This window comes from Eubacterium sp. (genome assembly GCF_057858645.1).
The window spans coordinates 36,990-54,096 of record NZ_DBLZZO010000006.1 but is presented as its reverse complement, the minus strand read 5'-3'; the positions used below and the strand labels follow the sequence as shown (position 1 = coordinate 54,096).

Annotated in this window: 12 protein-coding genes; 1 reads left to right on the top strand and 11 read right to left on the bottom strand. The window is 35.1% G+C overall.

What is annotated here, in order from left to right:
* Positions 1 to 11: 11 nt before the first annotated feature.
* From ACZM4J_RS03410 to rpsO, 6 genes are all read right to left on the bottom strand, one after another.
* Positions 12 to 2,954, bottom strand: coding sequence for an FtsK/SpoIIIE family DNA translocase (locus tag ACZM4J_RS03410; RefSeq protein ID WP_412335469.1), 2,943 nt, complete (start codon positions 2,952 to 2,954; stop codon positions 12 to 14).
* 121 nt (positions 2,955 to 3,075) lie between these two features.
* Positions 3,076 to 3,732, bottom strand: coding sequence for a ClpP family protease (locus tag ACZM4J_RS03405; RefSeq protein ID WP_022165800.1), 657 nt, complete (start codon positions 3,730 to 3,732; stop codon positions 3,076 to 3,078).
* Between the two features lie 122 nt (positions 3,733 to 3,854).
* The gene (gene hisA / locus ACZM4J_RS03400; RefSeq protein ID WP_489485614.1) at positions 3,855 to 4,625 is read right to left on the bottom strand and encodes a phosphoribosylformimino-5-aminoimidazole carboxamide ribotide isomerase; all 771 of its coding nucleotides are present in this window, start codon (positions 4,623 to 4,625) and stop codon (positions 3,855 to 3,857) included.
* 93 nt (positions 4,626 to 4,718) lie between these two features.
* A complete protein-coding gene (locus ACZM4J_RS03395; protein ID WP_412335470.1) occupies positions 4,719 to 5,993 on the bottom strand; it encodes an O-acetylhomoserine aminocarboxypropyltransferase/cysteine synthase family protein in 1,275 nt (424 codons plus the stop codon).
* Between the two features lie 380 nt (positions 5,994 to 6,373).
* Entirely contained in the window at positions 6,374 to 8,458 is a 2,085-nt protein-coding gene (locus ACZM4J_RS03390; RefSeq protein ID WP_489485612.1) for a polyribonucleotide nucleotidyltransferase, read from the bottom strand.
* A gap of 238 nt (positions 8,459 to 8,696) precedes the next feature.
* Positions 8,697 to 8,963: a 30S ribosomal protein S15 gene (gene rpsO, locus ACZM4J_RS03385; protein WP_022165795.1), complete on the bottom strand. Its 267-nt coding sequence runs from the start codon at positions 8,961 to 8,963 to the stop codon at positions 8,697 to 8,699.
* A 260-nt stretch (positions 8,964 to 9,223) separates the two neighbouring features.
* Between rpsO and ACZM4J_RS03380 the strand changes: the two genes are divergently transcribed.
* Positions 9,224 to 10,609, top strand: a complete 1,386-nt coding sequence (locus tag ACZM4J_RS03380) for an alanine/glycine:cation symporter family protein (RefSeq protein WP_022165210.1) — start codon at positions 9,224 to 9,226, stop codon at positions 10,607 to 10,609.
* Between the two features lie 260 nt (positions 10,610 to 10,869).
* On the opposite strand, the gene ACZM4J_RS03375 is transcribed toward ACZM4J_RS03380, so the two are convergent.
* From ACZM4J_RS03375 to infB, 5 genes are all read right to left on the bottom strand, one after another.
* Complete coding sequence (locus tag ACZM4J_RS03375) at positions 10,870 to 11,775, bottom strand: bifunctional riboflavin kinase/FAD synthetase (RefSeq protein ID WP_022165211.1); 906 nt, start codon at positions 11,773 to 11,775, stop codon at positions 10,870 to 10,872.
* Between the two features lie 20 nt (positions 11,776 to 11,795).
* On the bottom strand, positions 11,796 to 12,704 hold the full coding sequence (truB, locus tag ACZM4J_RS03370) for a tRNA pseudouridine(55) synthase TruB (protein WP_022165212.1): 909 nt from the start codon (positions 12,702 to 12,704) through the stop codon (positions 11,796 to 11,798).
* Positions 12,705 to 12,725: 21 nt separating this feature from the next.
* Complete coding sequence (locus ACZM4J_RS03365) at positions 12,726 to 13,673, bottom strand: DHH family phosphoesterase (protein ID WP_302689221.1); 948 nt, start codon at positions 13,671 to 13,673, stop codon at positions 12,726 to 12,728.
* Positions 13,674 to 13,730: 57 nt separating this feature from the next.
* Positions 13,731 to 14,102, bottom strand: a complete 372-nt coding sequence (gene rbfA, locus ACZM4J_RS03360; RefSeq protein ID WP_489485609.1) for a 30S ribosome-binding factor RbfA — start codon at positions 14,100 to 14,102, stop codon at positions 13,731 to 13,733.
* A 110-nt stretch (positions 14,103 to 14,212) separates the two neighbouring features.
* The gene (gene infB / locus ACZM4J_RS03355) at positions 14,213 to 17,107 is read right to left on the bottom strand and encodes a translation initiation factor IF-2 (protein WP_428244603.1); all 2,895 of its coding nucleotides are present in this window, start codon (positions 17,105 to 17,107) and stop codon (positions 14,213 to 14,215) included.

Genomic DNA, 17,107 nt, shown 5'->3' with positions numbered 1-17,107 from the left:
CTTCCTTCTCCTTATAAAATATTTTCAAATTCTTCCATGGACATTATGACTTTTCTAGGTTTGTTAGTTTCTTCCTGACCAACTACGCCTGCATCATATAACTGTTCCATAATACGTGCTGCCCTGTTAAAGCCAACACGAAATTGTCTCTGTAACATACTTGTAGAACCTTTTTTCTTTTCAATACATAACCTACCGGCATCTGCAAATAAAGGATCTCTGCCACTGTTACCATTGCTCATTACTTCCTGATCTGTGGTTAATTTAGCATCAATTGATTCATCATATTCTGCCTCGCCACTGTTGTTTTTAATAAATTCTACTGTATCAAAAATTTCCTGGTCGGAAACATAAGCCCCCTGTAATCTGACAGGTTTAATATAACCTGCGGGATAAAATAACATATCACCATTTCCCAAAAGTTTTTCAGCTCCATTCATGTCAATAATTGTTCTTGAGTCTGTACCCGATGCAACTGTAAGGGCAACTCTCGATGGAATATTTGCCTTAATAAGACCTGTGATTACATCAACAGAAGGTCTCTGTGTAGCAATAACCATATGAATACCTGCTGCTCTTGCAAGCTGTGCCAATCTACATATAGCTTCTTCCACTTCTTTTGCCGCAACCATCATAAGGTCTGCCAACTCGTCAATAACAATCAAAATCTGTGGGAGCTTGTCTGCCTTTTCGCCTAAGTCATCTACCACATCGCCCTCTTCAACTTTTTTGTTGTAACTTCCAATATCTCTTGCTCCGGCTTTTGCAAACTTATTGTATCTTGTTGTCATTTCGGCAACAGCCCAATTTAAAATACCTGCCGCCTTCTTAGGATCTGTAACAACATCATATAATAAATGAGGTATCTTGTTATAAACCTGAAATTCAACAACCTTTGGATCTATCACAATAAGTCTTACCTCCTCAGGCGTTGTTCTATACAATATACTCATTAATATTGAATTGGTAAATACTGATTTTCCCGAACCTGTTGTTCCAGCAATCAGCATATGTGGCATTTTTGCAATATCTGCCACGACTACTTTTCCTGCAATGTCTTTTCCTGCCGGGAAAGCAAGTTTTGACTTATGATTCTGTAACTCTTTTGACATCAAAAGTTCTTTTAAACATACCGAATCACGTCCTTCATTTGGAATCTCAATACCTACAGCAGCCTTTCCCGGAATTGGTGCTTCAATTCTTATGTCTGCCGCTGCCATGTTTAATTTAATATCGTCAGCTAAGCCTGTAATCTTGCTGACTTTTGTACCCATTTCAGGCTGTAACTCATATCTTGTAACAGAAGGTCCCTTACTAACATTTGTAACTTCCACTCTTACTCCAAAATTAGCCAAAACCTGTTTCAGTTTGTTAGCTGTTTCCATTAAGGATGCTCTTGTTACTTTGCTTGAACCATTCTCACTGTCTTTTAAAAGATTGTAACTTGGCTTTTTGTATTTCAATTTCTTCTTAACAGGGGAAATAATTTTTCCTTCTGAAGGGATTTTCTTATTTTCATCTGCCACCGTTTCTGTTTCTAAAGAATCTACGCTGTTCACAACTTCGTTTTCACCTGCGCCACTGCCTGCTGTTACATTATCATTAGCTGTGTTAGCAGTATCAGCCGCTCCTCCTGTAGAATTCATACCAAAAGGTTTTCTACTCATTGCTTTTTTGGCTTCCTCGCTTACAATAATTCTTTCTTTTGGTGTAAATTCTCCGTCTGTTGCATGAGGATCATTTTCCACAACTCTGTTTTCTGCCTTCTTAGGAGTATTCTTTGCTTCTTCCTCGTAAGTGTAAACTGTGTCATCCTGAACAGGAACATCATCTAATACATCATCAATTCCTTCTATATGTATTTCATGTACTTCCTGACTATTATAATTATCTGCCAGTTCACTAAAGCCATCACCGTAACCATCAGGTAAAGAACTCTTAATACTAGGATTTTTTGCTACATTTTTCTTTTTAGAAGTTCTTCTATATGGTTCTTTTACAGCTTCTACTCTATCCTTTGGAACTAAATCATCCTGATTATTAATATCAATATTAGTCAGACTTTCTCCAAAGGTTGCAGAATCATTTTCATTAACAGCTTCTGCTGCCGCCTGATTACTTACCATATTGCTATCAGCAATTGGTTCATCACCTAATCTTGTATTTCCAAAATCTACACCTATTGCTCTTTGTTTTCTATACTGTCTTTCTATCTCACGCTGTCTGTCTTTTTCTTCTTTTTTTCGCTGTTTCTTTGTGGCAGCAATTTCACGTCTAACCTCTGCATCTTTGGCAGCATTTTCATATACATCCATACCTCTGTTTCTTATGGCTGCCATAAAAGATTTTTCCGTTAAAATAACAATTGAAATAATTAAAATTGCTAAAGACACAATATATGCACCTGTAAGTCCTAATAAAGAATGTAGAACCTTACCTAATATGCCACCTAGAATTCCGCCGCTAAAATTATTATTAGCAGATTCACGATAAATAGATATATTAGACTGATTACTGCCTCCGTAACTTATCAGATGAAATAATAAGCAAAAATCAATATATGCAATGGCACCTGTTATTAACTTACTTACGATTCCTGAATTCATTTCGTTAAAAACGATGATACCTACAAATATAACTAATACGATGGGGAAAATATATCCCATCCATCCAAAAGTTCCAAGCATAACAGAACTAAGTCTCTCGCCTATAATTCCGCATACACCAAAATTGCTAAGGAAAAGAACTAACGCAACTGCAACCGCAATCCACAAATCAACTTCTTTTACAACTTTTTTGTGAGTTATTGCTTTTTGTGCATTTCTCTTTCTTGTTTCCGATGCCTTACCGGCTCTTGATGTGCTTTTGGCATTGCTTCTACTTTTTGTTGTAGAAGTAGTCTTTTTCTTTGTATTTGATTTTTTGCCTCCACTTTTACTTTTTGTATTGGCCACTTTGCACCTCTTCTTTATATACTAAAACTAATTATACTTACACATAATCCTTTATATTTTACTATTAATCATACTTTTATTCAAGATGCCTATTTATTACCTTTCATATTTTCTTATTTTTCTAAACATTTTTATCTTTTTCACTTATAAGTTGGTAAAGTTTGCCTATAGCATCTTTAAGACCGCCGATTTCATTTATTATTCCTTCGTCTACAGCCTGTTTTCCCACAAGAATACTTCCTACATCTTTTGTTAAAACTTCAGTTTCTGTCATTAATTCCATAAACCGTTCTTCTTTTATTTTGCTGTGAGTAATTACAAAATGATTAATACGCTGTTGTATTTTCTTAAAATATTCATAAGTCTGTGGAACGCCAATAAACATGCCGTTCATTCTAACCGGATGAATGACCATAGTACCTGTTTCTACTATATAAGAATAATCTGACGCCACAGCCAAAGGCACGCCTATTGAATGACTACCACCCAAAACTAAAGAAACTGTAGGTTTACTTAAACTTGCTATCATTTCTGCTATGGCAAGTCCACATTCCACATCTCCGCCTACTGTGTTTAACACAACAAGCAAGCCGTCTATTTCTTTGTCATCTTCAATACAGGCAAGTTTCGGTATAACATGTTCATATTTAGTTGCCTTTGTATTTTGTGACACATTTTCATGGCCTTCAATTTCACCTATAATACATAACAGATGTATTTTTTTATCCCTGTTATTATTTTCTAAATCGGTCTGTCCATATTCTTTTATTTCATCCATTTGTTGCACCTCCAATATTTTTCTTATATTATTGTGCAACTTTTTCAAAAAAATATAAGGTTAACAACAAATACTGTTATTAACCTTACTTAATAATGCTTTTATTATTTATTATAATCGTATTAACGGATATTCTTAATTTGTTCATAAGGCAAAGGACCACCAAACAAATCAATTGCACTGCCTATTGTAAAATCCATTCTGCCGTTAGAAATTTCTCTGAACTTTTGGATTTGTTCCATTGTTCCAATTCCGCCTGCGTATGTTATTGGGATTTCTGTAAAGTCAGCCAGCAATCTCACCAACTCTTCTTCCATACCACCTGATTTTCCTTCTACATCTACGCCATGAATCAGGAACTCATCACAATACTCTGACATTTTTTTCAAAGTTTCCAAATTCACTTTTTCATCAGTGAATTTCTGCCATCTGTCAGTAACTATATAATATTGTCCATCTTTTTTTCTACAACTAAGATCTAAAACAATATGTTCTTTTCCAACAGCTTTTACAAGGCTTTTGAGATTTCCATAATTAACCTTTCCGTCCTTAAAAACAAAGGATGTTACAATTACGTGAGTGGCACCTGCTTTTATGTAATCATCTGCGTTAATTGCCGTAACTCCTCCCCCTATCTGCATTCCATTAGGGTAAGCTTTAAGGGCAGACATTGCCTGTTTCTTAGATTCCTTAAAAAACTCTGAACCACCTGCATTTAAAATAATAATATGGCCACCTGTTAAATTGTCCTTCTTATATAATTGTGCAAAATCTTCAGCGTTTTTTTCAGACACAAAGTTTTCTTCTGCCTGATTTCCTTTATCTTTAAGACTACCGCCTACTAACTGTTTTACTTTTCCATTATGAATGTCAATGCATGGTCTAAATTTCATTTTACTCCTCGCTTGTTTTTACATTAAATTATGCATATTATTCTTTCAGTTAATTCATTATTTTAATCTATTCTGCAATATTTTCTAATTATATTACTGATTAAGTGCCTGTTCTAAGTCTGCAATAATATCTTCTGCGTCTTCAATTCCTACTGAGAATCTAATCAAATCAGGCTGTACTCCTGCTTCAATTAACTGTTCATCTGTCATCTGTCTGTGAGTATGACTTGCAGGATGAAGTACACATGATCTTGCATCTGCCACATGAGTTACAATTGCAATAAACTTTAAGCTATCCATAAATTTAATAGACGCTTCACGACCACCTTTTATACCAAATGTTAAAACACCACAAGTTCCATTTGGCATGTATTTCTTAGCTCTCTCATAATATTTATCACCTTCAAGTCCCGGATAATTTACCCAGGCAACCTTGTCATTCTCACTAAGCCATTTTGCAACTTTATATGCATTCTCGCAATGTTTAGGCATTCTTAAATGTAAAGTTTCAAGTCCTACATTTAATAAAAACGAATTCTGTGGTGAAGGTATTGAACCTAAATCTCTCATAACCTGAGCTGTTGCTTTTGTTATATAACCGGCTTTTCCGAATTTTTCTGAATAAACTATTCCATGGTAAGAATCATCCGGCTGTGTCATTCCCGGAAATTTATCCCCATGTGCCTGCCAGTCAAAATTTCCACTGTCAACAATTGCTCCACCTACTGCCATTGCATGACCATCCATATATTTTGTTGTTGAATGAGTAACAATATCCACTCCGTACTCAAAAGGTCTACAGTTAATTGGTGTAGGGAAAGTGTTATCAACAATAAGAGGAACTCCATGGCTGTGAGCTGCCTTACTGAACTTTTCAAAATCTAAAACTACTAAAGACGGATTAGAAATTGACTCACCAAACACGCACTTTGTATTAGGTTTAAATTCTTTATCCAAGTCTTCAGGTGTAATTTCCGGATCCACAAAAGTTACATCAATGCCCATCTTCTTCATTGTAACACCAAATAAATTAAATGTTCCGCCATAAACATTAGATGAACATATTAAATGGTCTCCTGCCTCACAAATATTAAACACTGCATAGAAATTTGCTGCCTGTCCTGAGGATGTAAGCATCGCTGCAACACCACCTTCTAAATCACAAATTTTCTGTGCCACTGCATCATTTGTTGGATTCTGAAGTCTTGTGTAAAAATATCCACTATCCTCTAAATCGAATAATCTTCCCATCTGGTCTGATGTATCATACTTAAATGTTGTACTCTGATAAATAGGTAAAACTCTTGGTTCTCCCTTTTTAGGTTGCCACCCCCCCTGTACACAAATTGTTCCTTTGTTGTTCTCCATAATAAATGTACTCCTTTTCTCTTATTGTGGTTTGTAGTCTTTTAAACAAATATGACTGATAATACAGCTTATACAAAATAATACTGCTATTACAATTGTGGACACTAAAAAAAATGTCTTATTCATAATAGGTATTACAAAAACTGATATAAAAAACAGTACAAACAATACTGTTGTTATCTTGTTAAATATTTTTCCAATTTTAATTTTCTTCTCTTCTGTCATATTGAATCCTTTATTTAAATACTTTTATTTCTAGTAACTTAAATATTATAAATCATAATTCCCACAAATCATAGTGTTTTTGTACATTTTTTAATATAAAAAAACCAGCTTTTAAGCCTATAGCTTAGAAGCCGGTTTTCTATCTCTAAAATATATTATTTAGCATCTTTGATTGAGAAACTCATTCTTCCCATCTTGTCTTTTCCAAGGCATTTAACTTTTACCTTGTCACCAAGTGTTAAGTAATCTTCTACATGTTCAACTCTTTCTTTTGCAATCTTTGAAATGTGAACCATACCTTCTTTTCCTGGAGCAAATTCAACGAAAGCACCAAATTCTTTAATGCTTACAACTGTTCCTTCAAGAATCATTCCTTCTTCAAAATCACTTACAATTGTTTCAATGTATTTTAATGCTTTATTAATCATGTCTCTGTCAACACCACAAACTGAAACCATTCCTTCATCTGTAATGTCAATCTTAACGCCTGTTTCTTCAATAATGGCATTAATAACTTTACCACTCTTACCTACTACATCTCCAATCTTATCAGGGTTAATCTGAATTGTTTCAATCTTTGGAGCATAAGCATTAACTTCCTTACGTGGTTCAGCAATTGCTGGTTTCATACAATTATCCATAATGAATAATCTTGCTTCTCTTGTTCTTGCAATAGCACCTTCAACGATTTCTCTTGTAAGACCATGGATCTTAATATCCATCTGAATAGCTGTAATACCTTCTGTTGTACCTGTTACCTTAAAGTCCATATCACCGAAGAAATCTTCAAGTCCCTGAATATCTGTAAGTAATACATAATCATCATCTGTATCACCTGTAACAAGACCACATGAAATACCTGCTACCATAGCCTTAATTGGAACACCTGCTGCCATTAATGACATACATGATGAACATGTTGAAGCCATTGATGTAGAACCGTTTGACTCAAATGTTTCTGAAACAGTTCTAATAGCATATGGAAATTCCTCTTCACTTGGAAGTACAGGCATAAGAGCCTTTTCTGCTAAAGCACCATGTCCAATTTCTCTACGTCCAGGTCCTCTTGATGGTTTTGTTTCACCAACTGAGTATGAAGGGAAATTATAATGATGCATGTATCTCTTAGTTTTTACATTTTCATCTAATCCGTCAATTCTCTGTGCTTCTGATAATGGAGCTAATGTACATACGTTACAAATCTGAGTTTGTCCTCTTGTAAACATAGCTGAACCATGTACTCTTGGCACAATGTCTGTTTCTGCTGCAAGAGGTCTAATCTGATTTAATGCTCTTCCATCAGGTCGCTTGTGATCTTTTAAAATCATCTTACGAACTGTTTTCTTCTGATACTGATAAATAGCTTCCCCTAATACAGCAAGCCACTCTTCATTTTCAGCAAAAGCTTCTTCTAACTTTTCTGTAATCTGACGAATGTTTTCTTCTCTTGTCTGCTTGTCATCTGTGAAAACTGCAACTTCCATATCTTCAGGAGGTACAATTTCCTTAATTGCTGCAAACAATTCTTCAGGTATAGCACAACTTTCGTATGTGTGTTTTTCCTTACCTACTTCTGCAACAATCTTATCGATAAATTCGATAATTGTCTGGTTAATGTCATGAGCCATGTAAATAGCTTCAATCATCTTAGCTTCCGGAATAATGTTAGCGCCTGCTTCAATCATAATAACTTTCTGTCTTGTTGAAGCAACTGTAAGCTGTAAATCACCGTTATCCCAATCTGCCTGACTTGGGTTTACAATAAATTCACCATCAACTAAACCGATCTGTGTCATTGCACATGGTCCGTCAAATGGAATATCTGAAATACATGTTGAAATAGCTGAACCTAACATTGCAACTAATTCAGGTCTGCATTCAGGATCAACTGACATTACTAAGTTGTTAAGAGAAACATCGTTTCTGTAATCCTTTTGGAATAAAGGTCTCATAGGACGGTCAATAACACGTGCCGTAAGAACTGAGTTCTCTGAAGCCTTTCCTTCTCTTTTATTAAATCCACCAGGGATTTTTCCTACTGAATACATCTTTTCTTCAAACTCTACTGATAATGGGAAGAAATCCACACCATCTCTAGGTTTGTCAGATGCTGTAGCTGTTGACAATACTGTTGTGTCACCATAGTGCATAAAAGCCGCACCATTTGCCTGAGCAGCAACTCTTCCTACATCTACTGTAAGAGTTCTGCCACCAAGTTCCATACTAAAACTCTTGTACATAATCTTCTTTCGTTACTTATTTATATAGTAACTTCTCCTTATATTTATTTTTCATTTGCAGAAGAATCCGAAACTACTGTAAAAACCGGTAAAAATTACTGCCCTTTACAGTGGCTTCGGCTTGGTTCTTCTGCCAAGCTTTGGTAAACAACCATAAGCCTTTTAATTATAATTGATATATTAAAAAAAAGCAAGGGAGGAACATATCCTCTCTTGCTTCTACTTCATAATTAGTAAATTATTTACGAATTCCTAATTTTTCAATTAAAGCTCTGTATTCGTTTACATCGTTTTCCTTGATGTAATCAAGTAAACCACGTCTCTTACCTACCATCTTAAGAAGACCTCTTCTTGAATGATGATCCTTCTGGTTTACCTTTAAATGTTCTGTTAAATCTTTAATTCTGTAAGTTAAGATTGCAACCTGAACTGCTGGTGAACCTGTGTCTGTAGGTGTCTTACCGTATTCTGCTGTAAGCTGAGCTTTTACTTCCTTTGAAATCATTATAATTTCCTCCTTAAATATTTTTGATATATCCCCATGCACTTAAGTAATGGTCGGAGAATCCGGTTACTTAGTGTAGGTTCATTAAACATACTTTGCTAGTTTACTATATAATAAAGAAATTGTCTAGTAATTTTCTAATATTTTTTAAACTCTTTCTTTATATATATTAAATTGATACCAGCACTTTAATATGGTACAATACCAAAGTATGCGCAATTTAAGCGAATTCACGAAAGATAGTGAGGTTAATTATTATTATGTTAAAACTTATTGAAGAAATTAACAGTGCCGTAAACAATTTCATTTGGGGTGTACCTGCAATGGTTTGTATTATCGGCGTTGGACTTTATTTGAGCATTCGTACCGGATTTATTCAGATACGAAAATTTAAATATGCCATGAAAACAACTATTGGTCGTATTTTCAAGAAAAGAGATGCCAGTGACGGTTCAATTACTCCTTTTCAGGCTGTATGTACCGCTCTTGCCGCAACTGTTGGTACAGGAAATATTGCCGGCGTTGCCGGGGCAATTGCCATAGGTGGTCCCGGAGCAGTATTTTGGATGTGGATTTCAGCATTACTTGGTATGTGCACCAAATTTGCTGAAGTTACTCTAGCTGTACATTTTAGAGAACGTAATCAGGAAGGGGACTTAGTTGGTGGTCCTATGTACTACATAAAAAACGGCCTTGGAAAGAAATGGCAGTTTTTAGCTATTCTATTTTCTCTTTTCGGAGTGCTGACTGTTTTTGGTACAGGTAACGCCACACAGGTTAATACAATTACTACTGCCATTGATTCTGCATTACTTAACTATAATATATGCACTTCAAAAACAATACCTCAGATTAATTTAATATTAGGAATTATTATTGCAGTTTTAGTTGCACTTGTACTTTTGGGCGGAGTTAAACGAATCGGAAAAGTTACAGAAAAATTAGTTCCTTTTATGGCTTTATTTTATATTGCACTTGCAATTGGCGTAGTTATATTAAATATCGGAAACCTGCCAACTGTATTTGCTTCGATATTTGAAGGTGCCTTTAACCCTCGTTCAGTTACAGGTGGTGTTGTAGGTAGCATATTTATTTGTATGAAGCGTGGTGTTTCCAGAGGAATTTTTTCTAACGAAGCAGGTCTTGGTACCGGTTCAATCGCACATGCATGTGCTGATACACAAAAGCCTGTTAAACAGGGATTTTTTGGAATATTTGAAGTATTTACAGATACTATTGTAATTTGTACATTAACAGCTCTTGTTATACTTTGTAGTGGTGTAACAATTAATTACGGTGCAAACGCCGGAGCTGAACTTACAATACTTGGATTTACTTCTACTTATGGTAACTGGATTTCAATTTTTTCTGCAATTGCCATGTGTTGTTTTGCTTTTTCAACTATACTTGGTTGGGGCTTATACGGAGCAAGATGTATCGAATTTTTATTCTCACCAAAGGTAATCAAACCATTTATGGTTGTTTATGCTTTAGTTGCAATAGTTGGAGCCACAATGGATTTAGGCTTAATTTGGGGCATTGCTGATACCTTCAACGGACTTATGTCAATTCCAAACTTAATAGCGCTATTCCTCCTTTCAGGAACAGTCATTAAACTTGTAAAAGAATATAAAAAATTTGATTAGCAAAATATAATACTATAGAATATATCTTTTTATTTAATTTCTCCCTCAGGGGCGTATAAAAATAGAGTGTTTTAAACATGTCGCATTTCTATCTGCGCTGCGCCGCATATTAACAATCGCTACCGATAACTCAACCGCTTCGCGGTTTCAGACAATCTCTCGCGATTGTAGCTATGCTCGCTTCGATAGACGAAATGCTTCCTATCATTTAAAACACTCTATTTTTATACGCCCCTTAGTGGAGCGGTTATTCAAAAGCTTTATATTCTTTTACAATATTCTATGTCTTTTTCGATTTGAGTTTTTAGTTCTTCTAAGTTTGGAAATATTCTTTCCGGACGGACGAACTCGTAAAACTCTACCTGGACGATTTCATTGTAAATGTATTCTTTGTAGTCTAGAATGTGTGTTTCTACTTTTATTTGGTTTCCACTTTCCACTGTTGGATTTACTCCGATGTTTGTTATTGATGCAAAGCGTTTTCCTTCTACATTTACAACTGTTTTGTACACTCCTTTTGGTGGTAAAAGTTTTGTTTTTTCTGGAATTATGTTTGCTGTTGGAAGTCCTATTTGCCTTCCCAGTTTTTTCCCTTCTTCAACTTTTCCAATAATTGTGTATGGATGGTTTAGCATATCATTAACTTCCTGCATTTTGCCTTCCACTATTTTTTCTCGAATGGCTGTACTGCTTATGTCTTTGTTATGATATTGCTCTTTTTCTACAACTATCAGATTGTAGCCATATTTTTTCTGATTATCTTTCAGAAATTGTACATTTCCTAATGCTTTTGTGCCAAATGTAAAATCAGGCCCACATACTATTGTTGTAGCACCTATTTTGTCCTTTAAAATTTCTTTTACAAATTGGTCAGGAGTCAATGCTAAAAATTCCTTTTTCATTGGCATTTTCATGTATACATCAATTCCATGGCTGTGACAAAGCATTTGCTTTTCGCTGTCTGTTACAATTGTTTTGTTGGCATTATTATCCAAAAATGCTTTTGGTGATGTCTCAAAAGTCAACACAACTTTCTGTCTGCCATTAGCATTTTTTGTTATCTCATCTAATAGCTTTTCATGGCCTTTATGTATACCATCAAATTTTCCAATTGTAACTATTGTATTTTTTAATTTAATATTATCATCAATAGATATACACTGCATATCTTCTCCTATTTTCGAATTTACAAAAACATCTTTATTGGTTTATAAATCTGCTTATCTGCAATAAACATGTATAAGCCTATAAATTTTCCATCATGTGTATATACTCTTACAGTCTGACCTTCTTTATGGTTCATTTTAAGAAGAGTATTTCCTGATGTAAATATGTTTCCATTGTATACTAATTTTTCCGCACTCTCTGATACTATGCACTTTGAATACATATCAAGCATTTCGTCTGCAGGTACAATGTACTCTTTCAAGGTTCCATTATCTCTAAATTCTTCAATTTGAGAAAGAGTAATTGAGTCCTCTACTTTAAATCTATCTACTCTGCTTCTTACCAAATGCTCCATGCAACCGCCAACACCTAACTCCTTACCTATGTCATGACACAGTGTTCTTATGTATGTTCCTTTTGAACAGGTAACATGCATATTAACTCTTGGCAATTCCATACTTGTTACTGTAATGTCAATAATTTTACAATGTCTTGGTGGGCGTTCAATTACTTCGCCTCTTCTTGCCAGATTATATAGCTTTTCCCCACCAATTTTTATAGCTGAAAACATCGGTGGAATCTGGTCATATTCTCCAATATAGCCTTTTACGGTTTTAAATACCTGATCCTCAGTTAATTTTTTTAAGTCCTCTTCACTTGCCTGACTTAAAACTTCTCCTGTTGTATCCTGTGTGTTTGTTTCTGTTCCAAGTAACAATGTTGCTTCGTAAGTTTTATCTTTTTCTGATAAAATATCGCACAACTTGGTTGCCTTGCCTAAACACACCGGTAAAACTCCAACTGCATTAGGATCGAGAGTTCCCATATGTCCTATCTTTTTTTGCTTTAATATACCTCTGAGCTTGGCAACTACATCGTGGGATGTAAACCCAGGCTCTTTGTATACATTTATAACTCCACTAATCATAACTTCACTCTCTACTTTTTATTAAATAACGTTATTGATTTTCTTTAACACTTTTTCAATAACATCTTCCAAGCTTCCTTCAATATCAAATCCGGCAGCTCTAACGTGACCGCCGCCGCCAAAGGATACAGCAATTTCACTTACATCTACATATCTTTTTGAACGAAGACTTGCTTTAAACTTATTTTCATCAAGCTGATATACAAACAAAGCAACTTCTACGCCGTCTACATTTCGTATTGCTCCAATTACAGCATCTAAATCACTTTTTGTTACGCCGTATTCTTCCATAGTTTCATTTGTACAGAAACCATAAATGCATTTGCCATCCATGGTTAAAACTGCTTCACTTTGGATTTTTGCAGTAACCATCATCTGTTTATATGTTTTTCTGAAGAAAGTTTCTTCTAAAATTTCATTTACTTCAACACCATGTTCAATCATGTTTGCGGCTATTCTCATAGTCTTAGGTGATGTAGACTGAAATCTGAAAACACCTGAATCATGGGCGATTCCCATATACATTGGCTCTGCAATGTCTTTGTCAAACAATTCATTATCTAACAAATCATATAACACTTCGCTGGCAGAACTTGCATCAGGCAAAATATAGTTGTAGTCACCATAAGCCGGATTACTTTTATGATGGTCGATACAGGCTGTTCTTTTTGCATTATCAAAAAAGCCCTGATTTTGTCCTAATCTGTCAAGACTTGCTGTATCTAATGATATAAACAAATCATAGACTGTTCCATCATAGCCTTCTGTTGAAATATCCTGTGTATTTTTGATTATTTTAAATTTATCATCAACACTTTCAAGATAAATCTGAACTGTTAAATCAGGTCTGTTTTTCTTTAAATAGTTATATAACGCCATACAAGACCCAACGCAATCGCCGTCAGGTCTTATATGACCGGCAATACCAATTGTTTTAGCATCACCAATAATTTCATTAATTTTTTTCATTTAATTCTCCATTACAAGTCATTCAAATATGGACTTCCGAAACACTTTCATTAAATCCTATTCTTCTGACTGTTCCTTAGCTTTCATGTCATCAATAATTTTTGACATTTTCATACCGTACTCAATAGATTCATCCATAATAAATCTAATTTCAGGAGTGTTTCTTAAATTTACAGTTCTCGCAAGTTCTCTTCTAATAAAACCTGCTGCACTTTTTAAACCAGCCATTGTGTCGGCTTTTGCCTGCTCATCTCCTAACACGCTAATATATGCCTTGCATGTTTTTAAGTCAGGGGCAACTTCAACTCCTGTAACGGTAGTCATAATACCAACACGTGGGTCTTTCAACTCACGTATGATATTACTAAGTTCTCTTTGAACTTCACCATTTATTCTTGTATTCTTAATACTATTTTTTCTCATAATCATTCCAACTTTCTTTATACAAAAGATTGTCATACATTATATAAAATATCCATTTTTCATAAAACAAGTCATATTAATTTTGTTTAGACCTATTTTATGCCTGATATTAAAACCTATCTTGGAACTTCTACCATAATGTAAGCTTCTACCTGATCTAATTCAGCAATTTCGTTAAAGCCTTCAAATACAAGACCGCATTCGTAACCTGCTTTTACTTCCTTAACATCATCTTTGTATCTCTTAAGTGATGCAACAGGGCCTTCGAAAATCTGCTTTCCGTCTCTTGTAATTCTAGCTGAACAGCCTCTCTGCATAAAGCCGTCTAATACGTAAGAACCACCGATGTTACCAACACCAGATGCCTTAAATATCTGACGGATTTCTGCATGACCAATAACTTTTTCTTCATAAATTGGCTCAAGCATACCCTTCATGGCTCTTTCAATGTCTTCAATAGCATTGTAAATTACAGAGTAAAGTCTTAAATCAACCTTTTCATTATTTGCTGTAATTTCAGCCTGTGTATCAGGTTTTACGTTAAATCCTAAAATAATTGCGTTTGATGTAGATGCTAAAATAACGTCTGATTCGTTAATTGCACCAACACCACCATGGATAATCTTAACTTCAACTTCATCATTTGAAAGTTTAAGTAAGCTCTGCTTAACTGCTTCAACTGAACCCTGAACGTCAGCCTTAACGATAATGTTAAGTTCTTTTAATTCACCGGCTTCAATCTGTGAGTTAAGATCATCAAGAGAAATTCTAAATTTATTAGATTCCATAAGTTTTGCCTTGCTGTCTTCAACGAATGTGTTAGCAAAGTCTTTTGCTTCTGAAGCTGTTTCTGTTGAAACGAAAACTTCACCTGCGTTTGGAACTCCGCTAAGACCTAAAATTTCAACAGGTGTTGAAGGACCGGCAGTCTTAATTCTATTTCCCTTATCATCTGTCATGGCTCTAACTTTACCATGGTTAGCTCCTGCTGCAATATGTGCACCTACTTTTAAAGTACCTTTCTGTACTAAAACTGTAGCTACAGGACCTTTACCTTTGTCAAGTTTTGCTTCAATAACGATACCTCTTGCCTGACGGTTTGGATTAGCCTTTAATTCTAATACGTCAGCCTGTAAAAGTACCATTTCAAGAAGATCGTCAATACCTTCTCTTGTGTGAGCTGAAACAGGAACCATTTCCACGTCTCCGCCCCAGTCAGATGCTAATAATCCATGTTCAGCAAGTCCCTGCTTAACTCTCTCGATATTTGCACCCGGCTTATCAATCTTGTTAATTGCAACAATTATTTCAATTCCTGCAGCCTTAGCATGGTTAATAGCTTCTACAGTCTGTGGCATAACACCATCATCAGCAGCTACAACTAAGATTGCAATATCTGTAGACTGTGCGCCACGCATACGCATTGATGTAAATGCTTCATGTCCCGGTGTATCAAGGAATGTAATTGTCTGGTCATTAATTTTTACAACTGAAGCACCAATATGCTGTGTAATACCACCTGCTTCACCTGAAATTACATTTGTTTCTCTAATTGCATCAAGAAGTGATGTTTTACCATGGTCTACGTGTCCCATAACACAAACTACAGGTGGACGTTTAACCATAAGTGATTCATCTTCTTCATCTTCTTTAAGAAGTTCTTCAATCATGTCTACTTTTTCTTCTTTTTCGCACATGATGTCATATCCTAAAGCGATTTCTTCTGCACTGTCAAAATCAATTTCTGTGTTAACAGTAACCATCTTTCCTTCTAAGAATAACTTCTTAATAAGTGTTGATGCTGTCATCTTCATCTTTTCTGCTAACTCGCCAATTGTAATAGCTTCAGGAACCTGAATAATCTTAATTTCTTCTTTCTTTTCTTCCTTCTTCTTTGGCTTTTCTAATGTAGGTTTAGAGAAATCACCCTTCTTGCCATTCTTACCTCTTCTGCCATCTTCGTAATTTTTCTTATTACGTTCCTGTCTATCCTGGCGGATTTTATTTTCTCTATTCTTTCTGTTCTTATCCTGAATTGGTTCTGATGGGGCATCATTTCTGTCATTTCTTCTAAAGCCGCCTCTATCATTGTTTGGTCTGTTGCCATTATTTCCGTTTCTGAAATTGCCTCTTTCATTGTTTCTGTTTCCGTTGTTGTTTCTGTTGTCATTTCTGCCATTTCCGTTACGGTCTTTGTTGAAATTACGGTTGTCTTTACGATTTCCATTGTTTCTGTCGTTATTTCTGTCATTGTTTCTATCGTTGTTATATCTTCCGTTATTTCTGTTGTTATTTCTATTGTTGTTTCTGTTATCGTTTCTGTTGTTGTTTCTATTATCGTTTCTATCGTTATTTCTATTGTCGTTTGAACGATTATCTCTCTGCTGTCTGTTGTTGTTTACCTGTCTGTTATTATTGTTTTCTTTAGGCTGTTGTTTATTATCAGCCGGTTTTGTTTCTCTCTGTGCCATTTTTTCCGTAGTATTTTCCTCTTGAATTTTATTTTCTTTGTTTTCCACCTCTTTTACAGGTTCCTTTACAGGTTCCTTTACCACTTCTTTTGCCACTTCTTTTACTTCTACAGGTTTCTTTTCTTCTGCCTTAGGAGTAGTTTCTTTAGCCTGAACAGTTGTATCTTTTGGAGCTGTCTTTTCTTCAACTGCCTTTTCAACTGTTTCGTTAGGCTTAACATTTTCCTTTACTTCTTCTTTTACTTCAGAAGAATGTTTCGAACGATGTTTATGCTCTCCATCACTACTATGTCTACGTCTTCTTCTTTCACCTGTCTTAACAACACCTTTGCTTGTAATTAAAACTCTAGGTTTTGCCTTTTCTTCTTTTTTATTTTCAGATTTTGCTGAAGGGAACTTCTTTTTCACAATTTCAATTGAAGCTTCGTCAATTGAACTTTGAGCTTTTACATCAATTCCTTTTTCTCCAAGCACTTCTATAATGTCTGAACTTTTTATATCTAATTCTTTGGCCAATTCATGTACTCTCATCTTTGACAT